Genomic DNA, 17,429 nt, shown 5'->3' with positions numbered 1-17,429 from the left:
CTATCCCGCTGCCCTCTTCAACGCCACGCGCACCAGATCGTTCAGCCCGGCGTCCTCGCCAAGATCCTTCACCGCTGTCGCCACAGCGCTGCTGGCGACGGCAGGCTTGAAGCCAAGGTTCTGCAATGCTGAAACGGCATCGGCGGCAGCATTCCCCGGAAGGGGCGCAAAGCCCTCACCGCCCGCACCAGCCGGCGAGGCATAGCCAGCAAGCCCGCCCGCCTTGTCCTTCAACTCATTGACGATGCGGCTCGCCAGCTTTGGCCCCACGCCGTTCGCGCGCGCCACCATCGCACTGTCACCCTGCGCACAGGCGCGTTGCAGTTCTTCAACCGAAAGCGCCGAGAGGATCGCCAGCGCCACTTTGGAACCCACACCCTGCACCGCCGTCAACAGCCGGAACCACGCCCGCTCTCCGGCGCTGGTGAAGCCGATCAGGCGCTGGTCAGTTTCGCTCACCTGCATTTCCGTGTGGATCACCACCCGGTCCCCTCGGATGCCCAGATGGCTGAGCGTCTTGGCCGAACAGTGGACGAGATAACCGACACCGTTAGCGTCGATCACCGCCCAATCAGGGCCTGTGTCATCAAGAATGCCGGTAAGCTTCGCGATCATGGTTTGTTCCTATGCACGGCCAACCTGCCCAGCGCAAGAGCGACCGGGAACCGCCAGTGCCGGAGCAACGAGAGTTGCATCGGAATCAGCGGCAAAGGATAAATCCTGTTTTCAAACACTTGAGCCGCATTCTGAGCAAAATCGCGATTCAATCCCTCCACCAAGGCCGCACTGCGTCTGGTGATTCATGTCCGACCTGACACCTTCGTTGCGCAGCGTGCGCCCGATGCAGGCTGCGCAACGAACAGGGGAGACCATCACGATGAGCGATACCGCAACGGCCGATACCACATTGAAATACGATGGCAGTTCGCCACCACTGCTGGCGAACACACCATACGACCTGATCACTCGCACGTCGGTGGTACGTGATGCTTCGCAGACAAGGCAGATCGTCATGCCCTTTCAGCCCTGGGTCGCACTTGAACTGTCTGGCGGGCGGCCCATCCTAATACCAGCCAATCCGTATTCCGCCTTTTTAGGGATCACCCTTGGGGATGGTCGGCAGATCCTGAACGCGGATCACACGTTGCAACCCTATGTGAATCACGATGCCCCTTCGCTTCTTGTGTGGGACGTGACCGAAACCTACTGCTGGCATCAGGTGGAAAAGGCGACCGGGTATACCGACACCATGAAGGCATCTATGCAGGAAACCTTCGTCACCTCGACGAGTTCGATGAGCGAGTTCTCGAAGACCGTCGATCGCAGCGTTTCAGCCACAGCATCGGCCTCAGGGTTCGGCTTTTCAGCCGAAGTCACCGGATCGCTGTCCGATTCGATCACGCACGGCATCACCACGCAAAGCCAGATCGAAAACGAAATCCAGAAGGCGACGGAAGTGTCCTATGAAGGCGGGTACACTTACACGCGCTGGCACAAGGTGCTTGAGGTCACCATCACGCCAAAGGAAACTCCGGCTGGCAACGGATGGTATCCGCTGAGTCAGGAGCAGATGGCCGCGGTCTTACCGGCACCAATGACCTGCCGCATCCTTGTCAGCGACTTCCCCGACAAGTGCCTCACGGCCAATCTCGTCAAATGATGTCCGGGACCGGGCGCGCTTAACCGCCGCCCGCCCGGTCCATCAGATCCATGAAATTGCGCGCCGCATCACGATCCGCCGCGTCTTCGAACGCCACGTCCAGATCGGGCGCATGGCCAAGCATGTGCAGCAGCGTCCACAGCCCGAACCGCCGCGCGCCATCCTTCTCCAGCCCGAAATCGACCAGCATCTTCTCCACCCCCGCCTCCATCACGGCAGGCGAGACAGCAGCAAGATCGTCGGTGCCGAAATAGCGGCGAAGTTGGTCGTCGAGTTCCATGACGGGGCTATAGTCAGAAAAGCGGCACGCTGTCCCGGTCAATGATCGCAGCGAATTCAGGCGATACGCTGCGATAGTCCACCAGATCGACTTTCCACGGCAATGGCGATTCATCGAACGCTTCGCGCAGTATCGCCAGCAAGGACAGCGGCAGAGCCTCACGACCGTCCAGCGCCAGATCAAGGTCCGACCATGCCTTGGGAGCGCCGCTGGCACGACTGCCGAACACGCGGACGGACACGCCTTCGGGCAAGCAGCGCGACAGAATCTCCCGCACCTGCGCCAGTTCGTCCGGCGCAAGCCTCAGGGCATCAGTCACGCCCGCGCTTCCAGACGCGCCAGCAACCCCTGCGCCTCGGCCAGAAACGCCGGGATCGCCGCCACGACCTGCAAGGCCTTTGCCTCGTCATAAGTGTGCGAGGTGATGTTGCGCATCTCGCGGAACATGCGCCAATCGGCCCATTCCCCGGCGACCAGCCCTTGCTCCACCCCGGTGCGGATCAAAGTGGGGAAGGTCAGCCGGTCAATCTCCTCAGGATTGGCCGAAGCCTCCTCCAGCGCCCGCCGCAGCATCTTGTGGGCAAGGTCGTAGGTAAACTGGAACCGCTGGATCAGCCCATCTCGAATCTGCGCATCGCTCTGGTCAGCAAGGAACCGGACAAGCCCCTCGTCAAGACGGGCGACGGCTTTTGCGAGGGGGGCGAAGTCAAGCGACATGGTAAGCATGTGCCATCATTGCAGAGCGCGGGGCAAGTGCCGGTCGCGGCCCCCCTCCCGCAGGCGGGAGGCGTCGGGGGTGGGCAGCAGCACCAGCAGTTAAGTAAAAGGTCTGTGCAGGGACACGCTGAGCAGTCCCTCGACCGAAATGTCCTCGTCCAGTTCATCCCAATGGATGCCATCGCGGCTCAGGAAGAACGCCAACCTGTCTGATTCTGATGCATGGAGCAGACGCGGAAACCATGTAAGGGGCACACCGAGTGTGCGGCCGTCGATCAGTTCGACCCACAAATTGTGTTCATCAAAATGCGCAGACAAAGGCGAGGGGGCGTTACCCATCTTTGAGCTATTTGACTAACGACAGTTTCATTCTTCCAAAAACCCAAAGCCAGTCTGGCGATGATCTGGCCGATCAGGCTTTTGGCGTTTTTGCTTCGGCCCCATGAGGTGAAGTCGCCAAGCTTGGCGAAGCGATGCAATTCTACGGGTAAATTCCCGTTCTGACATAGAAGGAACGGACTGTAAGTCGACAAGTGCTAACTGACGCACATTTCCTATGACCGCCTCAGTATCGATAAGCCAAATCTTGAATTCATCAAAGTAATCTGCGTAAACTTCCTCAAGCACCCGGCGCATAAAAGATGAATTATAAGCCCAAGGGGTCGGGTTTTTCCGTGGTTGTAGAAAAATGAGATTCGGTATCCCATTAACAACAGCGACAGTCTCGGGACGGAGGCTTAACGAGAAATCTCGATCCACTGCGTACACTATCTTTTTCAGCGGGTAAAAGGTGCTTCCGCAGAAAGTCTCACATTTTGCAATGAGCTGTGCAACCTCAAGGTTACACTTTCGTGCTAAGTCGAACTTGATCTTTTCAAGACCACTGACTGCCACTGTGTAGGGCAGCGTACCTCCCAGCAAAATAGGCGTTAGCTTCCTCACACCGCCATAACTGAACGGGCCTGCATCACCAAAATATTGACTGACACGAGATGTCGTTTCTCGAGACGTCGAAGCCGTCATTCTGGCTGCATCAATGATATCTACCGTACGAGACAAAGGTTATCTCCTTAATGCAGTGTGACGACAGGCGTTATCCGTCGAAAGTGATCAAGAATAAGTGCGTCTGGGATCTTCATACCAGGATAAATTGAATCGTCTGCCTGCTGCCAGACATACTCCCAAGGACCATCTTCCACATGTGAAGCTTCAACCAATTGATTGGCCGTATATTGTGCGTATTGCTCCAGCACTAACTCAATCATAGATGCATGTTGAGATTCAACGTTATGCGGCCTGTATACTGACTCACCAGTTAAAGGGTCAATATATGTAGCTTTTACGTCGCGAATTGGCTGATCTCGAAACGCTTTGAACTGATCGTATATGACCCTTTGAACTGGGCCATACTTCCAAGCCTCAAACTTGCTTTTTACCAAAGGCTTATCATACATGGCGTAGAACCAGCCATGGGCAAAGTAGAGCAACTTCTGCAGGGCAAGATTTGTCATCCTAAGTCCACGACGATCCGCAAACTCGAGAATGAAGTTCGTGATGTCTCTCACATCATACATTCACTGACCCACACGAATGAAGTATTCCAGCCTTTGTTCCCATTTCGTTCTACGCCATTTGATTGATTTCGTCAATCTACTCCGCCGCAATCCCCGCGCCGCCAAACATATCCACCTCCACCTCAACCGGCACTTCCACATTCGCGGCGCTCTTTGCGCTGCGGCGCTTGTCAAAGCTGGTCCACACGGTGTTCCAGTCACCGCGCGTGGCGGCTTTCGAATATTCCGTCGCGCGGGTTTCGAAGAAGTTGGCGTGTTCCACGCCGTTCAGCAGCGGGGCGAGCCACGGCAGGGGGTGGTCTTCGATCATGTAGATCGGCTGGAAGCCCAACTGGCCCAGACGCCAGTCGGCGATGTAGCGGATGTAGCGTTTGATGTCCTTGGCGCTCATGCCCGGCACCGGGCCTTGTTCAAAGGCCAGATCGATGAAGGCATCTTCCAGTCGCACCGTCTTCTGGCAGCAATCGATGATGTCTTCCTTCACCGCCTTGGTCAGGCAGCCCCGTTCCTTCACAAAGGCGTGGAACAGGCGGGTGATGCCTTCGCAGTGCAGCGATTCATCGCGGACCGACCAGCTCACGATCTGGCCCATGCCCTTCATCTTGTTGAAGCGCGGGAAGTTCATCAGCATGGCGAAGCTGGCGAAAAGCTGCAGCCCTTCGGTAAAGCCGCCGAACATGGCGAGCGTGCGGGCTATATCCTCGTCCGTGTCCACGCCGAACTGCTGCAGATAATCGTGCTTGGCCTTCAGCTCCTCGTATTCGAGGAACATGCCGTATTCGCTTTCGGGCATGCCGATGGTGTCAAGCAGGTGGCTGTAGGCCGCGATGTGCACCGTTTCCATGTTTGAAAACGCGGTCAGCATCATCTTGATCTCGGTCGGCTTGAACACGCGGCCGTACTGCTCGTGGTAGCAGTTCTGCACTTCCACGTCGGCCTGCGTGAAGAAGCGGAATATTTGCGTCAGCAGGTTGCGCTCATGCTCGGAAATCTTCTGCGCCCAGTCGCGGCAGTCCTCGCCCAGCGGCACTTCCTCAGGCAGCCAGTGCACCTGCTGCTGGCGCTTCCAGAATTCATAGGCCCACGGATATTCGAAAGGCTTGTAGGTCGGGCGGGCTTCGAGAAGAGGCATGGGCGGATATCCTGTGCTGATTCTTTTAATGTAAGGTCTGGCGGCTTGCGGCGAAAGGCGGGCGGGGGCCTTGGCCGGGGATAGTGACGGGGTTTTCCACCGCCGGGAATCGTGCGCTTTGGGGCAGGTCGCTTCGGCCCGGCGCGCGGGCCGCGCGGGTTGGCGCTATGCCGGGGTGCTTGGCGGAACGGGCGCTGGCGGCGGCGGTTGAGGTGGCATGGCGGCGCAGTGTGGCGCACGCCCTATAACCAACTGAAACCACAGGAGAATTGTCATGGGCGAATATGAGCCGAACGACTCGCGCAACGTTACCGGCGCGAATATCCAACATCCCGGCCAACAGGAGCAGTTCCAGCAGGGCAGCGGCCAGATGGGCGGCGGCTCTGGCACCGATCACGACATGAAAAGCCGCATCCGCGAACACATGGAAGTGATCGGCGCTGACGGCGCCCACATCGGCACCGTCGATGGTATCGAGGGCGACCGGATCAAGCTGACCAAAAAGGATTCCGGCGCGGGCTTCGAAGGTGGAACCCATGAGGGCCACCATCATTACCTCTCGTGCGGGCTGGTTGCCGGTGTGGAAGGCGATCGCGTTCGCCTTTCGGCAAACGGCGATACGGCCTGGGGTATGCTGGAAGAGAAATAGGCCCTGGAGGAAGGCGCAGGTTTCGTGCAGCCTTGCTCCCGGCTGCACGAACGTCCCGCCCCCTTCGGGACCAGGCTGCGCCACGCGGCCGGGAGACGCCTCGCTGAAAAGCGGGGCGTTCTTCTTTTTTGCGTGGTGCGCCTTCCGCATCCGCGGAAGGCTTGCGGCACCGGCCCGCTCCCCCGGCCCGGCCACCCAGAGCATACCGCGAGGGCAGCCGGGCTGGGGGAGCGGGCCGGTGCCGCGATTTTCGCTTATTTCCAGAACCAGCCGGGTTTCAGGCTGCGATCCTTGCGGTTCTTCCACATCGAGAAATACATCCACAGGCCCGAAATGCTGAAGAACAGCAGCGCGAAGCCTGTCATCAGCGAGATCGCCGTGCCCACCGGCCCGAATTCCTCGCCCGAATGCAGATGGTGGAACCAACCGACGAGCGACTTCATGCCGCCCGGAGGCGCCTTGGGCCGGCACATCATCGTTTCGGGGCAGACGAAGCCCTGCGGCACAGGCGGCGGCCCGGCCTGTTCGCCCGAAGGCCAAAGCGCGGTCACATGGCTGGCAACGCCCGTAAAGGCCATCCACAGCATGAACACGCCGAAAAACACCGTGATCCAGCGGTGCCACTTGCGCATCATCAATTCCTTCCGTTCCCGGCGAACAAGTCGCCCCCATTTGCGTCCCAGCCGGGATCGAGCCGGACACGCGCAAATGGCCGAACGGAGCGGCAGGGCGCAAGCCGCGAAATGTCGCGGGATGTAACGGAATTGCGCGACTGAACATGGGTTGAGAATACCGTAATTCGAAGCGCATGGTAGATATGGAGAAACGTCATCCACAGGCGAAATACACAATATGTCGGCACAGGCTCTCCAGCAAGCGCAAGATATAGAGTGCACAATCCGCAATGACCCGTCGAGATTGGAGGGCCTGAAGCTCAGGCCCTCCAATCCTTATCAAGCGTGACGCACCAGCTTCCAAGTCACCGACTTGCCGTTATGAGGAGGCATGCGGTTCCCCTTGGCAATAGGGGCAGTCGTGGAAGGCGTATCAATGGACTGCCAGACCCCGGACTCGGGGCAAACTTCGCCAGTGCGTGCGGTGGTGCCGATAGGCTTGCGTGCGTTGTAGTAGTTCATCTTAGTGACTTTCTTGCCGCGCTGCTCCCCGGACAGACGCGTTGATCGACGAAACCCATGCAACGGAAATTCCGTTTGAGCACGAGCTGCTGCAAGCAAAGTCATGAGATATGACTCATGGCAGGCGCTGCCGGAAAAAAATCGACAGGCTTATCCACAAGGTCTCCCACCTGATGCCGGAGACATCAGGTTGACCAGAACGACAAGCCATGCGAGTCAGGAGCTGCCAAGCGGGCTGCTCGTCACACTTGTCGTTCAGCTTGCACGGGGAAGGTTGTCGAAAGACTTCCTTCCCCTTTTTGATTCTTGTCTTACGACTCGAACCAACTCTTTAAATACCGTTTACCAGCCGCGCCGACGAATCGACGCCACTGTAAGTTGTCCGCTTTTCCACAGAAACAAATCTAAGTTACTGGCAGGCCAGACATTCCTCGTAATCCGTCTCGCCCGCCGAAAGCTCGATCTTGGGCGCGGCGGAGGTGTTGTCCGCCTCAACGCCGCCGGCAAACCCGGCGCGCTGGACCGACTTCGAGCGGAGATAGTACAGGCTCTTGATGCCCTTTTCCCACGCCTGGAAGTGCAGCATCATCAGATCCCACTTGTCCACGTCTGCCGGGATATAGAGGTTCAGCGACTGGGCCTGATCGATGAAGGGCGTGCGGTCTGCCGCGAATTCCAGCAGCCAGCGCTGGTCGATCTCGAAGCTGGTCTTGTAGATCGCCTTTTCATCGGGGCTGAGGAAATCGAGGTGCTGGATCGATCCGCCGTGTTCGAGGATCGAGTTCCACACGTTGGTGGAATCCTTGCTCTTTTCGGCCAGCAGCTTCTGCAGGTACGGGTTCTTCACCACGAACGAGCCGGACAGCGTCTTGTGCGTGTAGATATTCGCCGGGATCGGCTCGATACAGGCAGAGGTGCCGCCGCAGATGATGCTGATCGAAGCGGTCGGCGCAATTGCCATCTTGCACGAAAAGCGCTGCATCACGCCCATGTCGGCGGCATCGGGGCACGGCCCGCGTTCCTGCGCCAGCATCAGCGAAGCCTCGTCGGCCTTGGCGGCGACGTGCTTGAACATCTTGAGGTTCCACGCCTTGGCCATCGCGCTTTCAAACGCGATGCCCTTCATCTGCAGGAACGAATGGAAGCCCATCACGCCCATGCCGACGCTGCGTTCGCGCATGGCCGAATACTTGGCGCGGGCCATTTCGCTGGGCGCGCGGTCGATATAGTCCTGCAGCACGTTGTCGAGGAAACGCAGCACGTCTTCGATAAAGCGCTTGTCGCCGTTCCATTCGTCCCACGTTTCAAGGTTGAGCGAGGACAGGCAGCACACCGCCGTGCGATCGTTGCCCAGATGGTCGCGCCCCGTGGGCAGGGTGATTTCTGAACAGAGGTTCGAGGTTGAAACCTTAAGCCCCAGATCGCGGTGATGCTTGGGCATCATGCGGTTCACCGTATCGTTGAACACGATGTACGGCTCGCCCGTGGCAAGGCGGGTTTCGACCAGCTTCTGGAACAGCGAACGCGCGTCCACCGTGCTGCGCACAGAGCCGTCCTTGGGGCTGCGCAGGTGGAATTCGGCACCATCGCGCACGGCTTCCATGAATTCGTCGGTCAGCAGCACGCCGTGATGCAGGTTCAGCGCCTTGCGGTTGAAGTCGCCGCTCGGCTTGCGGATTTCGAGGAACTCCTCGATTTCCGGGTGCGACACATCAAGGTAGCACGCCGCCGAACCACGGCGCAGCGACCCTTGCGAAATCGCCAACGTCAGGCTGTCCATCACGCGCACGAAGGGGATGATGCCGCTGGTCTTGCCGTTCAGGCCCACGCTCTCGCCAATGCCGCGCACCTGCCCCCAATAGGTGCCGATGCCGCCCCCGCGCGAGGCGAGCCACACGTTCTCGTTCCACGTGGCAACGATGCCTTCAAGGCTGTCATCCACCGAGTTCAGATAGCACGAAATGGGCAGGCCGCGCCCGGTGCCGCCGTTCGAAAGCACCGGCGTTGCGGGCATGAACCACAGCTTCGAGATATAGTCATAGAGCCGCTGGGCGTGCTCCTGATCGTCGGCATAGGCATCGGCCACACGCGCGAACAGATCCTGATACTTTTCGCCCGGCAGCAGATAGCGGTCGTCCAGCGTATCCTTGCCGAAATCGGTCAGGCGCGCATCGCGGCTGTCATCGGTCACGATGGTGAAGCGGCGCGGATTGACCTTCTTGGAATCGCTGACCGGCGCAGCGGCTACAGCCGCAGCGGCAACCGTTGCCGCCATCCCGGCGACCAGCGCATCGCTGCCTGCGTCCTTGGTGTTCATATCCATTGCCTTCGCCTCACCGGTCGATTCCGGGGCGCTTGCCAACGCCAGTTCGTCTTGCGCAACCACGGAGCCATCTCCAGTCCTGAAATCCACGTCGCAACCCCCGTTTTCGTACCCCGGCACGTGGCCGGACGATCAGTCCAATCTCGAATCAGGCTTGCATCCCGACCCTACAGGAGTCAGAACGAAAGTGGAACATTATTGTCCCGCACCCGCTCGGCTCCAAAATCCAAAATCATGGCCTCATTTGTGCTTCACGCTGGCAAAACACTGCCATTGCGCGAAAAACACGCCCAAGCGCTCCAAACTAGGTTTAGAGGTTCCCCTGAAGCCGAACCACAACCCATAGTGCCTCAACCGGATTCAGACACAAGAGGGTAATGATCCGCAGGCAGACTCGATTCGTCGCACGCCCGATTCGTTTCGTCGCCACGCACGCCATGCTGCAGTGCAGCGACGCGCGGGGGAAGCGGCACTTCAAGAGGGAAATGACGTTCGTTGGATTATTTTTGGTCCGCATCACCAAATTGTGGACAAGAACCGGTCAACCGGCACCATATGATGTGTCCACAGGAACGGAGTGCATACGTGCTGAATCTGATCTCGATCGTCTTCACCGGGCTGGTGGTCGGCGTGCTGGCGCGGTTCCTTTATCCCGGCGCGGTCGATCTGGGCCTGCTCAAGACGATCCTACTGGGCGTGGGCGGCGCACTGGTGGCGGGCCTGTTTGCAAGCTGGCGTTCGGGCGGCACCTTTGGCGAAGGCGTGAACCGCGCAGGCTGCCTCGCCTCAGTCATCGGCGCGATGGTGCTGATCTTCCTTGGGCGCAGTCTTTAACTCAGGCCCTCGGCGCAATTCTGCGGTAACTCAAAGCCTCGGCCACATGAATGCGCCCCACCGTCTCGGCCCCTGCAAGGTCCGCAATCGTCCGCGCCACGCGCAGCATCCGTGTATAGCCGCGCGCGGACAGGCGCATCGCTTCGGCGGCTTGGGCCAGCAGTTTGCGCCCCGCATCATCTGGCGTGGCATGAGTGTCCAGCATATCGCCGTTCAACTCGGCATTGCTGCGCATTCCGCTGCCTTCCAGCCGCACCACTTGCACGCTGCGCGCCCGCGCCACGCGAGCGGCAACCTGATCCGACCCTTCAGCAGGTGGCGGCAGCGCCAGATCGGCGGCAGAGACGGGATCGACCTCAACATGCAGGTCGATCCGGTCGAGCAGAGGCCCCGAAACCTTCGACTGGTAATCCCCCGCACAGCGCGGCGCGCGGCTGCATCCCAACGCAGGATCGCCCAGATGCCCGCAACGGCAAGGGTTCATCGCCGCGATAAGCTGCACCCGCGCCGGAAAGGTCACATGCGCATTGGCGCGCGCTACGGTAACCTCACCCGTTTCCAGCGGTTGCCGCAGCGAATCCAGAACAGGGCGCTGAAATTCGGGCAGTTCATCCAGAAACAGCACGCCCAGATGCGCCAGACTCACCTCGCCGGGGCGCACTTTCAGCCCCCCGCCGGTCAGCGCCGCCATCGAAGCCGAATGGTGGGGCGCTCGAAACGGCCTTGCGCGGCTGATCCGCCCTTCTTCCAGCGTGCCCGCAACCGATGCCACCATCGAAACTTCCAGCGCCTCTGCCGGGGTCAGTTCGGGCAGGATGCCCGGCAGGCACGATGCCATCAGCGATTTGCCCGCGCCCGGCGGCCCGATCATCAGCAGGTTGTGCCCGCCAGCCGCCGCAATCTCCAGCGCGCGTTTGGCGGTTTCCTGCCCCTTCACCTGTTTGAGGTCGGCCATGCGGCGCGGTGGCTCTGCCACGCCCTGCGCAGGCTGTGGAAGCCGGTGCGTGCCTTTCAGGTGGTTGAGCAGCCCGATCAGGTCAGGCGCGGCGATCACATCGATCCCGCTGGCCCAGCGCGCCTCAGGCCCCTGTGCCGCCGGGCAGATCAGCCCCTTATCCTGCCCGCTGGCGTGGATTGCCGCCAGCAGCACGCCCGGCGATGGCAGCACGCGGCCATCCAGCGCCAGTTCGCCCACGGCCACGTAATCGGCAATCTGTTCGAGATCGATCACGCCCATTGCCGCCAGCAGCGCCAGCGCGATAGGCAGATCGTAGTGCGATCCTTCCTTGGGCAAGTCTGCCGGTGAAAGGTTCACCGTGATTCGCTTTGGCGGGAGCGCCAGGCCCAGTGCGGAAAGCGCCGACGAAACCCGCTCCCGGCTTTCGCCCACGGCCTTGTCCGGCAGGCCTACCACGCGAAACGCGGGCATCCCCGGCGCGACCTGGCACTGCACTTCCACGCCACGCGCCTCCAGCCCCAGATAGGCAACCGTGGAGACCAGCGCGACCATTCATCCTCCTGCCCGATAAGGGAATCTGCTGAGGGTAGCGCGCAAAGATCCGAGTTGGGTGCGGGATGCTGCCATTTCCGAGGTATTTCGGTGCAATCCGTAAATCACGGTGAACGCAATTTAACCCAATTCCTTGGCACTTCAGCAATCCGCTTGGGCGGAAAGCAAAGGACATGCTTCGCCGCCTCGCCCTTGTTACAACCTGCGCCCTGCTCGCCTGCCAACCGGCAAGCGCGCATGAGGTCAGCACCCGCACGTGGGTGGAAGACGGCGTAACCTGGACCGAAACGACTACCGTCGAAGTTTACGAACCCGGCTCCGAACGCATCGTCGGCTTGAACCGCGCCGATGTGCAGGGCGTGGCCAGTTTCGGCCCCTTCGAAGTGCTCGATGGCACGCGCGCGGCGCTGGTGGCCGAAACGGACAGCTATTCGCCCGCCGATTTCCAGAAGATGCTGCGCGCCTTCCCTGGCATCCGCGTGCTGGAAATGCCCGACTGCCCCGGCACGGTGGATGATTTCGCCAACCTGCGCCTCGGCCGCATGATCCGCGCGAACGGCATCGCCACCCATGTGCCCGAACACGGGTCGGTCCGTTCAGGCGCGGTTGAGCTGTTTCTTGCTGGCGCCAGCCGCAGTGCAGCACCCGACGCTTCTTTCGTCGTCCATGCGTGGCTCGACGATGACGGACGCGAACCCGACGATTTCGCCGCCAACGATCCGGTCAACCGCGCCTACGTCGATTACTATCGTGAGATGGGACTGCCAGCCGACAAGGCAGCGGCGTTCTATGCGTTGACCAATTCGGTCCCGCACGAAGAGGTGCTGATGCTGGCCGCGGACGATCTGCGGAAATATGCGGCTTTGAACTGACGGGTCGGCTTGCGTGCTTCGACAAGCTCAGCACGAGCGGGCCTTGTGCAGCACCTTGTGAAGCGCTCTGTTAAAAACCCCAACCCACTCGTGCTGAGCCTGTCGAAGCATCATCCTGAGCCTGTCGAAGGATGCAGGCTAATGCGCCGCCCCCCAAGATAGCCCTGTGCCAATCTCCACGCCCAGCGGCACCGTCAGCTTCACCGAAGGCTCCGCTGCCGTCGCCATCACCCGCTCGATCACCGGCTTGGCCGCCGCAACATCACCCTCCGGCAGTTCGAACACCAGTTCGTCGTGCACCTGCAGCAGCATCTTCACATTGGGCAGCCCCGCTTCGGCCAGCGCGGGCATCATGCGGGCCATCGCGCGCTTGATGATGTCAGCGCTCGTGCCCTGAATCGGCGCGTTGATCGCCGCACGCTCGCTCCCCTGCCGCTCCGCCTGATTTTTGGAGCCGATGCGCGGGAACCATGTCTTGCGGCCGAACAGCGTTTCCGAATAGCCGCGCTCGCGCACGCTCTCCAGCGTTTCGTGGATATAGCGCTGAATGCCGGGGAAGCGCTCGAAGTAGCGGTCGATCATCGCCTGCGCCTCGTCCGCGCTCACGCCCAGACGCCCGCCAAGGCCCCAGCGGCTGATGCCGTACAGGATGGCGAAGTTGATCGTCTTGGCCCGCCCGCGCGTATCGCGGTCCACATGCCCGAACATTTCCATCGCGGTGCGCGCGTGAATGTCCTCGCCCGCCGCGAACGCCTCTTTCAGCGCGGGGACATCGGCCATGTGCGCGGCCAGCCGCAGTTCGATCTGGCTATAGTCCGCCGCCAGCAGCACATTGCCCGGTTCCGCCACAAAGGCATCGCGGATCTGGCGACCAATCTCGGTGCGGATCGGGATGTTCTGCAGATTCGGCTCGTTGGAAGACAAACGCCCCGTCTGCGCGCCAACAAGACTGTAGCTGGTATGCACCCGCCCGGTATCAGGGTTGATCGCAGCCTGCAGCGCATCGGTATAGGTCGACTTCAGCTTGGAAAGCTGACGCCACTCCAGCACCAGCGTGGCCACTTCCGCACCCTGCGCAGCAAGGCCTTCCAGCACCGACTGATCGGTCGAATACTGCCCGGTCTTGCCCTTCTTCCCGCCCTTGTAGCCCAGCTTGTCGAACAGCACTTCGCCCAGCTGCTTCGGGCTGCCGATGGTGAAGGCCATGCCCGCCTTCTCGTGAATCACGCCTTCCAGCCGCGCAATCTGCGTTGCGAACTCGGCTGAGAGGCCCGCCAGTCGCTCCCGATCCACCTTGATCCCGTTGCGCTCCATCATCGCCACAACCGGCACCAGCGGCCTGTCCACGCGGCTGTAGATGCGCATTCCGGCCTCGTCCACCAGCCGGGGCTGGAACAGCCGATGCAAACGCCACGTCACGTCGGCATCCTCGGCGGCATAGCGCGTGGCATCGGCCAGCGGCACTTCGGAAAACGAAATTGCCTTCTTGCCGGTGCCGCACAGATCTTTGAACTTCATCGTCGTGTGCAACAGGTGCCGCTCGGCCAGTTCGTCCATCCCATGCCCGCCCACGCCCGCTTCGCTGCGGCCTGCATCAAGGCAGAAGCTCATAACCATCGTATCGTCGATGGGGCCAACGTTCACGCCATGCCGCGCCAGCACGTTGATGTCATACTTGATGTTCTGCCCGACTTTCAGAACCGCATCGCTTTCCAGCAGCGGCTTCAAAGCGGCCAGCGCCTCGGCACGGTCCACCTGCACCGGCTTCTCGGCAAACATGTCGGCCCCGCCATGCCCCAGCGGAATATAGCAGGCATCGTTGGGACCAAGCGCAAGACTCACCCCCACCAGATCGGCCCGCATCGCATCCAGCGCGCTGGTTTCCGTATCCACCGCCACCACCCGCGCGGCAAAGGCGCGAGCGATCCAGCGCTGCAGTTCGTCCATCGTCTGCACGCAGGCATAAGCCGCAAGGTCCACCGCCGGCCATGACGGCAACGGCTGACGATTGCCCTGCGGCGCCGCCGCAGCCGCCGCATTGTCCACCTTGGCCGGATTGAGCTGCGTCTTCGGCCCCGGACTGCCCTTGCCGTCGTCCAGCCGCCGCAACAGGCTGGTAAAACCATGCTCCTCCAAGAACGCCGCAAGCGGATCGCGCGGGATCACGTCCAGCTTGAAATCCTCGATCGGGATCGGCAGCGGGCAGTCTTCCTTCAACTGCACCAGCACGCGCGAAAGCCGCGCCATTTCGGCCTGCTCCATCAGGCTCTCGCGCAGCTTGCTCGCCTTCATCCCCGGCGCTGCGGCCAGCGCCGATTCGAGATCGCCATGCTCCTGAATCAGCTTTGTGGCGGTTTTCGGTCCGATGCCGCGAATGCCGGGCACGTTGTCCACCGAATCGCCCATCAGCGCCAGCACATCGCCTACCTTCTCTGGCGGCACGCCAAACTTCTCGATCACTTCGGGAATGTCGATGCGCTGGTTCTTCATGGTGTCGAGCATGTCGACGCAGCCGCCGCCCACACCGCACTTGCCCACCAGCTGCATCAGATCCTTGTCCGAAGACACAATCGTCACGTCCCAGCCACGCAGCGTAGCAGCGCGGGCATAGGAAGCGATGATATCATCGGCCTCCAGCCCTTCTTCCTCAATGCAGGCAAGGCTGAATGCGCGCGTGGCATCCCGGATCAGCGGGAACTGCGGCACCAGATCTTCGGGCGGCGGCGGGCGGTTGGCCTTGTACTGATCGTACAGGTCGTTGCGGAACGACGTGCCCGCCTTGTCGAGAATCACCGCCAGATGCGTCGGCCCATCGGCCTTGTGCAGGTCTTCGGCCAGTTTCCACAGCATCGTGGTATAGCCATAGACCGCGCCAACGGGCGTTCCCACGGGGTTCGTCAGCGGCGGCAGCCGGTGATAGGCGCGGAAGATATAGGCCGACCCGTCGACCAGATAGAGATGCTGCTTTTCGCTCATCCGGGGGTGTTAGCAGGGCGGAAGAGCCACGTCATGGGGTTGCCGCCGCAACTTTGTCACAGGCCTGTGCAAAGCTCAAAAGCCCGGAAATCGGGCAAAAAAAAGGCAAACTCGCCCGCGCGATAGACGAGATGCGACAGATTGCGTTCGTCTTGTGCTTGCAACGCGATGAATTGCCGATTAATTGGGTCGCGAAGTCTACCGGCTGAGTAGGCTTTGCGGCGGGCTGCTTGCCCGGCGCTGTTCACTTCAATCCAGGGATTGTAACGCATGCGCAAGCTCATCCTCGCCGCTGTCGCCGGCACCGCCTTCGCTCTCGCTGGCTGCTCGGAAAAGCCGGCTGAAGAAGCCACCGAAGCTGCTGTTGAAGCAACTGAAGCTGCTGCCGATGCCTCGGCTGCTGCTGCTGACGCTTCGGGCGCTGCCTCGGAAGCTGCTGCCGAAGCTTCGGAAGCTGCGATGTAATCTTTGCCTTAAGGCAGATTACGCGAGTTAGAGAGAGGCGTGGTCTTCGGACCGCGCCTCTTTCTTTTTGCGCGCGCGTCAGAATGAGGCCGACCTCACTCGGTCTGCCCGAGCTGTCCTGAACGTATCTGGAGATCATTCGGAGCCGCCGCGCCCGAACAACCGTCATCCTGAACTTGGTTCAGGATCCATTTTTCCCAACAAGCTGCCGTTTTTGCGGAGAGATAGACCCTGAGACAAGCTCAGGGTGAAGCGCGCGGACTTGTTCGATCAGAGCTGACCAAGGTCTGCCCCAACCCCACCCGATATCAGCGCCGACGCACCAGATCCTGCGTGTTCTTGCCCAGCGGCGCGCTGTACCCGTCATAGATCGTGCGCATCATCCGCGCGATCAGCCCGGCGTGCGCCGCATGGCCTTCCGGCCCGGTCACGAAGAACGTCACCGCCAGATGCCGTCCATCGGGCAGGCGCACGATGCCCACATCATCGGTCACGCCCGAAAGCGTCCCGGTCTTGTGTGCCACCAGCGTGCCTTCTGGCAGGCCTGCACGGATGCGCGTCTTGCCGGTGCTGGTGCGAGTCATCGTATCGAGCAGCACCGCGCGGCTTTCAGGGCTGAGCACCCCGCCCCGGTCAATCGCCGCCAGCAGCGCGATCATCGCGCGCGGCGTGCTCGACGTGCGGGTATCGATCACCTTGGCCGGGTCGATCTTGCCATCATCGCGCACCAGCGTGGCCATCGTATGGTCCAGCCGCTGCCCGGCTATGCCATTGCGCGTCAACCAGCGGTTGACGTTCTCGTACCCGCCGACAACCTTGATCAGCCCGTCCGTCGCCTCGTTGTGGCTGCGGGTGATCATTAGTTCCATCAGGCTTTGCGCGGTCATCACGGTCCCGGCGCGCAGCGGCGCTTCGGGACTGGGCGTGCCGCGTTCGACCACGCGCAGCATCATCGGGAACTGCTGGTCGAGCCGGTAATTGCCCTTTTCAACCTGTTCGAGGAACGTGGCCGCCACCGCGATCTTGGCCGTGCTGGCCATCGGGAACGGCATGTCGCCATTCACGAAGATCTGGCCGCCGCCATCAAGGTCCATCGCCGCCACGCCAATGCGCCCGCGCCCTTCGGCGGCAATCGCGGCAACCTGTTGCTGGATGATCTGGTCACGTTGGTCCTGCAGCGAAATCGCGTCACGGCTCTGCACCTGAGGAACGGTGGTGACAAGCGCAGGCACTGCGGTGAACAGCGCTGCAACGATTCGTGCGGTCCGAAACTTCATGCCCTCACTTACCCCGATCCCGGT

21 protein-coding genes are annotated in these 17,429 nt (G+C 61.0%); 6 read left to right on the top strand and 15 right to left on the bottom strand.

What is annotated here, in order from left to right; all coding sequences use genetic code 11:
* On the bottom strand, nt 1-615 hold the full coding sequence (ruvA, locus tag HGI47_RS02990; protein ID WP_168851249.1) for a Holliday junction branch migration protein RuvA: 615 nt from the start codon (nt 613-615) through the stop codon (nt 1-3).
* 262 nt (nt 616-877) lie between these two features.
* Between ruvA and HGI47_RS02985 the strand changes: the two genes are divergently transcribed.
* Entirely contained in the window at nt 878-1,660 is a 783-nt protein-coding gene (locus tag HGI47_RS02985; RefSeq protein WP_168851248.1) for a hypothetical protein, read from the top strand.
* 19 nt (nt 1,661-1,679) lie between these two features.
* Here the strand turns inward: HGI47_RS02985 and HGI47_RS02980 are convergent, their stop codons facing one another.
* The 7 genes from HGI47_RS02980 to HGI47_RS02950 form a co-directional block, all read right to left on the bottom strand.
* A complete protein-coding gene (locus tag HGI47_RS02980; protein ID WP_168851247.1) occupies nt 1,680-1,940 on the bottom strand; it encodes a hypothetical protein in 261 nt (86 codons plus the stop codon).
* A gap of 13 nt (nt 1,941-1,953) precedes the next feature.
* Entirely contained in the window at nt 1,954-2,259 is a 306-nt protein-coding gene (locus HGI47_RS02975; protein ID WP_168851246.1) for a nucleotidyltransferase domain-containing protein, read from the bottom strand.
* Nucleotides 2,256-2,657 (bottom strand): nucleotidyltransferase substrate binding protein, encoded by a 402-nt coding sequence (locus HGI47_RS02970; RefSeq protein WP_206065930.1) that lies wholly within the window; start codon nt 2,655-2,657, stop codon nt 2,256-2,258. The genes HGI47_RS02975 and HGI47_RS02970 overlap by 4 nt, the downstream gene beginning before the upstream one ends.
* Before the next feature lie 99 nt (nt 2,658-2,756).
* Complete coding sequence (locus HGI47_RS02965; RefSeq protein ID WP_168851244.1) at nt 2,757-2,996, bottom strand: DUF2442 domain-containing protein; 240 nt, start codon at nt 2,994-2,996, stop codon at nt 2,757-2,759.
* A 27-nt stretch (nt 2,997-3,023) separates the two neighbouring features.
* Nucleotides 3,024-3,716 carry a hypothetical protein gene (locus HGI47_RS02960; RefSeq protein WP_168851243.1) on the bottom strand — a complete coding sequence of 231 codons (693 nt, stop codon included), beginning with the start codon at nt 3,714-3,716 and terminating at the stop codon, nt 3,024-3,026.
* An 11-nt stretch (nt 3,717-3,727) separates the two neighbouring features.
* The gene (locus tag HGI47_RS02955; RefSeq protein ID WP_168851242.1) at nt 3,728-4,168 is read right to left on the bottom strand and encodes a Panacea domain-containing protein; all 441 of its coding nucleotides are present in this window, start codon (nt 4,166-4,168) and stop codon (nt 3,728-3,730) included.
* Between the two features lie 139 nt (nt 4,169-4,307).
* Complete coding sequence (locus tag HGI47_RS02950) at nt 4,308-5,363, bottom strand: ribonucleotide-diphosphate reductase subunit beta (protein WP_168851241.1); 1,056 nt, start codon at nt 5,361-5,363, stop codon at nt 4,308-4,310.
* Nucleotides 5,364-5,433: 70 nt separating this feature from the next.
* Between HGI47_RS02950 and HGI47_RS02945 the strand changes: the two genes are divergently transcribed.
* Nucleotides 5,434-5,574, top strand: coding sequence for a hypothetical protein (locus HGI47_RS02945; RefSeq protein ID WP_168851240.1), 141 nt, complete (start codon nt 5,434-5,436; stop codon nt 5,572-5,574).
* Between the two features lie 189 nt (nt 5,575-5,763).
* Nucleotides 5,764-6,012 (top strand): DUF2171 domain-containing protein, encoded by a 249-nt coding sequence (locus HGI47_RS02940; protein WP_168851362.1) that lies wholly within the window; start codon nt 5,764-5,766, stop codon nt 6,010-6,012.
* Nucleotides 6,013-6,266: 254 nt separating this feature from the next.
* Here HGI47_RS02940 and HGI47_RS22860 read toward each other — a convergent pair whose 3' ends face one another.
* The 3 genes from HGI47_RS22860 to HGI47_RS02925 form a co-directional block, all read right to left on the bottom strand.
* Nucleotides 6,267-6,848, bottom strand: a complete 582-nt coding sequence (locus HGI47_RS22860; RefSeq protein ID WP_370521605.1) for a PepSY domain-containing protein — start codon at nt 6,846-6,848, stop codon at nt 6,267-6,269.
* A 117-nt stretch (nt 6,849-6,965) separates the two neighbouring features.
* Nucleotides 6,966-7,253: a hypothetical protein gene (locus HGI47_RS22170; RefSeq protein WP_206065929.1), complete on the bottom strand. Its 288-nt coding sequence runs from the start codon at nt 7,251-7,253 to the stop codon at nt 6,966-6,968.
* Between the two features lie 304 nt (nt 7,254-7,557).
* Nucleotides 7,558-9,561: a ribonucleoside-diphosphate reductase subunit alpha gene (locus HGI47_RS02925; RefSeq protein ID WP_168851238.1), complete on the bottom strand. Its 2,004-nt coding sequence runs from the start codon at nt 9,559-9,561 to the stop codon at nt 7,558-7,560.
* Between the two features lie 495 nt (nt 9,562-10,056).
* On the opposite strand from HGI47_RS02925, the gene HGI47_RS02920 reads away from it, so the two are divergent.
* A complete protein-coding gene (locus tag HGI47_RS02920; protein WP_168851237.1) occupies nt 10,057-10,305 on the top strand; it encodes a GlsB/YeaQ/YmgE family stress response membrane protein in 249 nt (82 codons plus the stop codon).
* Between the two features lies 1 nt (nt 10,306).
* Here the strand turns inward: HGI47_RS02920 and HGI47_RS02915 are convergent, their stop codons facing one another.
* Nucleotides 10,307-11,815: a YifB family Mg chelatase-like AAA ATPase gene (locus tag HGI47_RS02915; RefSeq protein ID WP_168851236.1), complete on the bottom strand. Its 1,509-nt coding sequence runs from the start codon at nt 11,813-11,815 to the stop codon at nt 10,307-10,309.
* Between the two features lie 173 nt (nt 11,816-11,988).
* Between HGI47_RS02915 and HGI47_RS02910 the strand changes: the two genes are divergently transcribed.
* Nucleotides 11,989-12,687 (top strand): hypothetical protein, encoded by a 699-nt coding sequence (locus HGI47_RS02910; protein ID WP_168851235.1) that lies wholly within the window; start codon nt 11,989-11,991, stop codon nt 12,685-12,687.
* Nucleotides 12,688-12,825: 138 nt separating this feature from the next.
* Here HGI47_RS02910 and polA read toward each other — a convergent pair whose 3' ends face one another.
* On the bottom strand, nt 12,826-15,663 hold the full coding sequence (gene polA, locus HGI47_RS02905; RefSeq protein ID WP_168851234.1) for a DNA polymerase I: 2,838 nt from the start codon (nt 15,661-15,663) through the stop codon (nt 12,826-12,828).
* A gap of 56 nt (nt 15,664-15,719) precedes the next feature.
* Nucleotides 15,720-15,935 (bottom strand): hypothetical protein, encoded by a 216-nt coding sequence (locus HGI47_RS02900; RefSeq protein ID WP_168851233.1) that lies wholly within the window; start codon nt 15,933-15,935, stop codon nt 15,720-15,722.
* On the opposite strand from HGI47_RS02900, the gene HGI47_RS02895 reads away from it, so the two are divergent.
* The gene (locus HGI47_RS02895) at nt 15,934-16,128 is read left to right on the top strand and encodes a hypothetical protein (RefSeq protein WP_168851232.1); all 195 of its coding nucleotides are present in this window, start codon (nt 15,934-15,936) and stop codon (nt 16,126-16,128) included. The two genes, HGI47_RS02900 and HGI47_RS02895, sit on opposite strands and share 2 nt — an antisense overlap.
* A gap of 308 nt (nt 16,129-16,436) precedes the next feature.
* Here HGI47_RS02895 and HGI47_RS02890 read toward each other — a convergent pair whose 3' ends face one another.
* Nucleotides 16,437-17,405: a serine hydrolase gene (locus tag HGI47_RS02890; protein ID WP_168851231.1), complete on the bottom strand. Its 969-nt coding sequence runs from the start codon at nt 17,403-17,405 to the stop codon at nt 16,437-16,439.
* Between the last annotated feature and the right edge of the window lie 24 nt (nt 17,406-17,429).

This window comes from Novosphingobium sp. ERN07 (assembly GCF_012641335.1).
In the GTDB taxonomy this organism is placed as follows: domain Bacteria; phylum Pseudomonadota; class Alphaproteobacteria; order Sphingomonadales; family Sphingomonadaceae; genus Novosphingobium.
This window is presented reverse-complemented; position numbering and strand designations above follow the sequence as displayed.

What these genes read in the sequence shown, in the direction of transcription:
- ruvA (WP_168851249.1), bottom strand. Translation starts at nt 615, where the DNA reads ATGATCGCGAAGCTTACCGGCATTCTTGATGACACAGGCCCTGATTGG.
- HGI47_RS02985 (WP_168851248.1), top strand. Translation starts at nt 878, where the DNA reads ATGAGCGATACCGCAACGGCCGATACCACATTGAAATACGATGGCAGT.
- HGI47_RS02980 (WP_168851247.1), bottom strand. Translation starts at nt 1,940, where the DNA reads ATGGAACTCGACGACCAACTTCGCCGCTATTTCGGCACCGACGATCTT.
- HGI47_RS02970 (WP_206065930.1), bottom strand. Translation starts at nt 2,657, where the DNA reads ATGTCGCTTGACTTCGCCCCCCTCGCAAAAGCCGTCGCCCGTCTTGAC.
- HGI47_RS02965 (WP_168851244.1), bottom strand. Translation starts at nt 2,996, where the DNA reads ATGGGTAACGCCCCCTCGCCTTTGTCTGCGCATTTTGATGAACACAAT.
- HGI47_RS02955 (WP_168851242.1), bottom strand. Translation starts at nt 4,168, where the DNA reads ATGACAAATCTTGCCCTGCAGAAGTTGCTCTACTTTGCCCATGGCTGG.
- HGI47_RS02950 (WP_168851241.1), bottom strand. Translation starts at nt 5,363, where the DNA reads ATGCCTCTTCTCGAAGCCCGCCCGACCTACAAGCCTTTCGAATATCCG.
- HGI47_RS02940 (WP_168851362.1), top strand. Translation starts at nt 5,764, where the DNA reads ATGAAAAGCCGCATCCGCGAACACATGGAAGTGATCGGCGCTGACGGC.
- HGI47_RS22170 (WP_206065929.1), bottom strand. Translation starts at nt 7,253, where the DNA reads ATGACTTTGCTTGCAGCAGCTCGTGCTCAAACGGAATTTCCGTTGCAT.
- HGI47_RS02915 (WP_168851236.1), bottom strand. Translation starts at nt 11,815, where the DNA reads ATGGTCGCGCTGGTCTCCACGGTTGCCTATCTGGGGCTGGAGGCGCGT.
- HGI47_RS02910 (WP_168851235.1), top strand. Translation starts at nt 11,989, where the DNA reads ATGCTTCGCCGCCTCGCCCTTGTTACAACCTGCGCCCTGCTCGCCTGC.
- polA (WP_168851234.1), bottom strand. Translation starts at nt 15,663, where the DNA reads ATGAGCGAAAAGCAGCATCTCTATCTGGTCGACGGGTCGGCCTATATC.
- HGI47_RS02895 (WP_168851232.1), top strand. Translation starts at nt 15,934, where the DNA reads ATGCGCAAGCTCATCCTCGCCGCTGTCGCCGGCACCGCCTTCGCTCTC.
- HGI47_RS02900 (WP_168851233.1), bottom strand. Translation starts at nt 15,935, where the DNA reads ATGCGTTACAATCCCTGGATTGAAGTGAACAGCGCCGGGCAAGCAGCC.
- HGI47_RS02890 (WP_168851231.1), bottom strand. Translation starts at nt 17,405, where the DNA reads ATGAAGTTTCGGACCGCACGAATCGTTGCAGCGCTGTTCACCGCAGTG.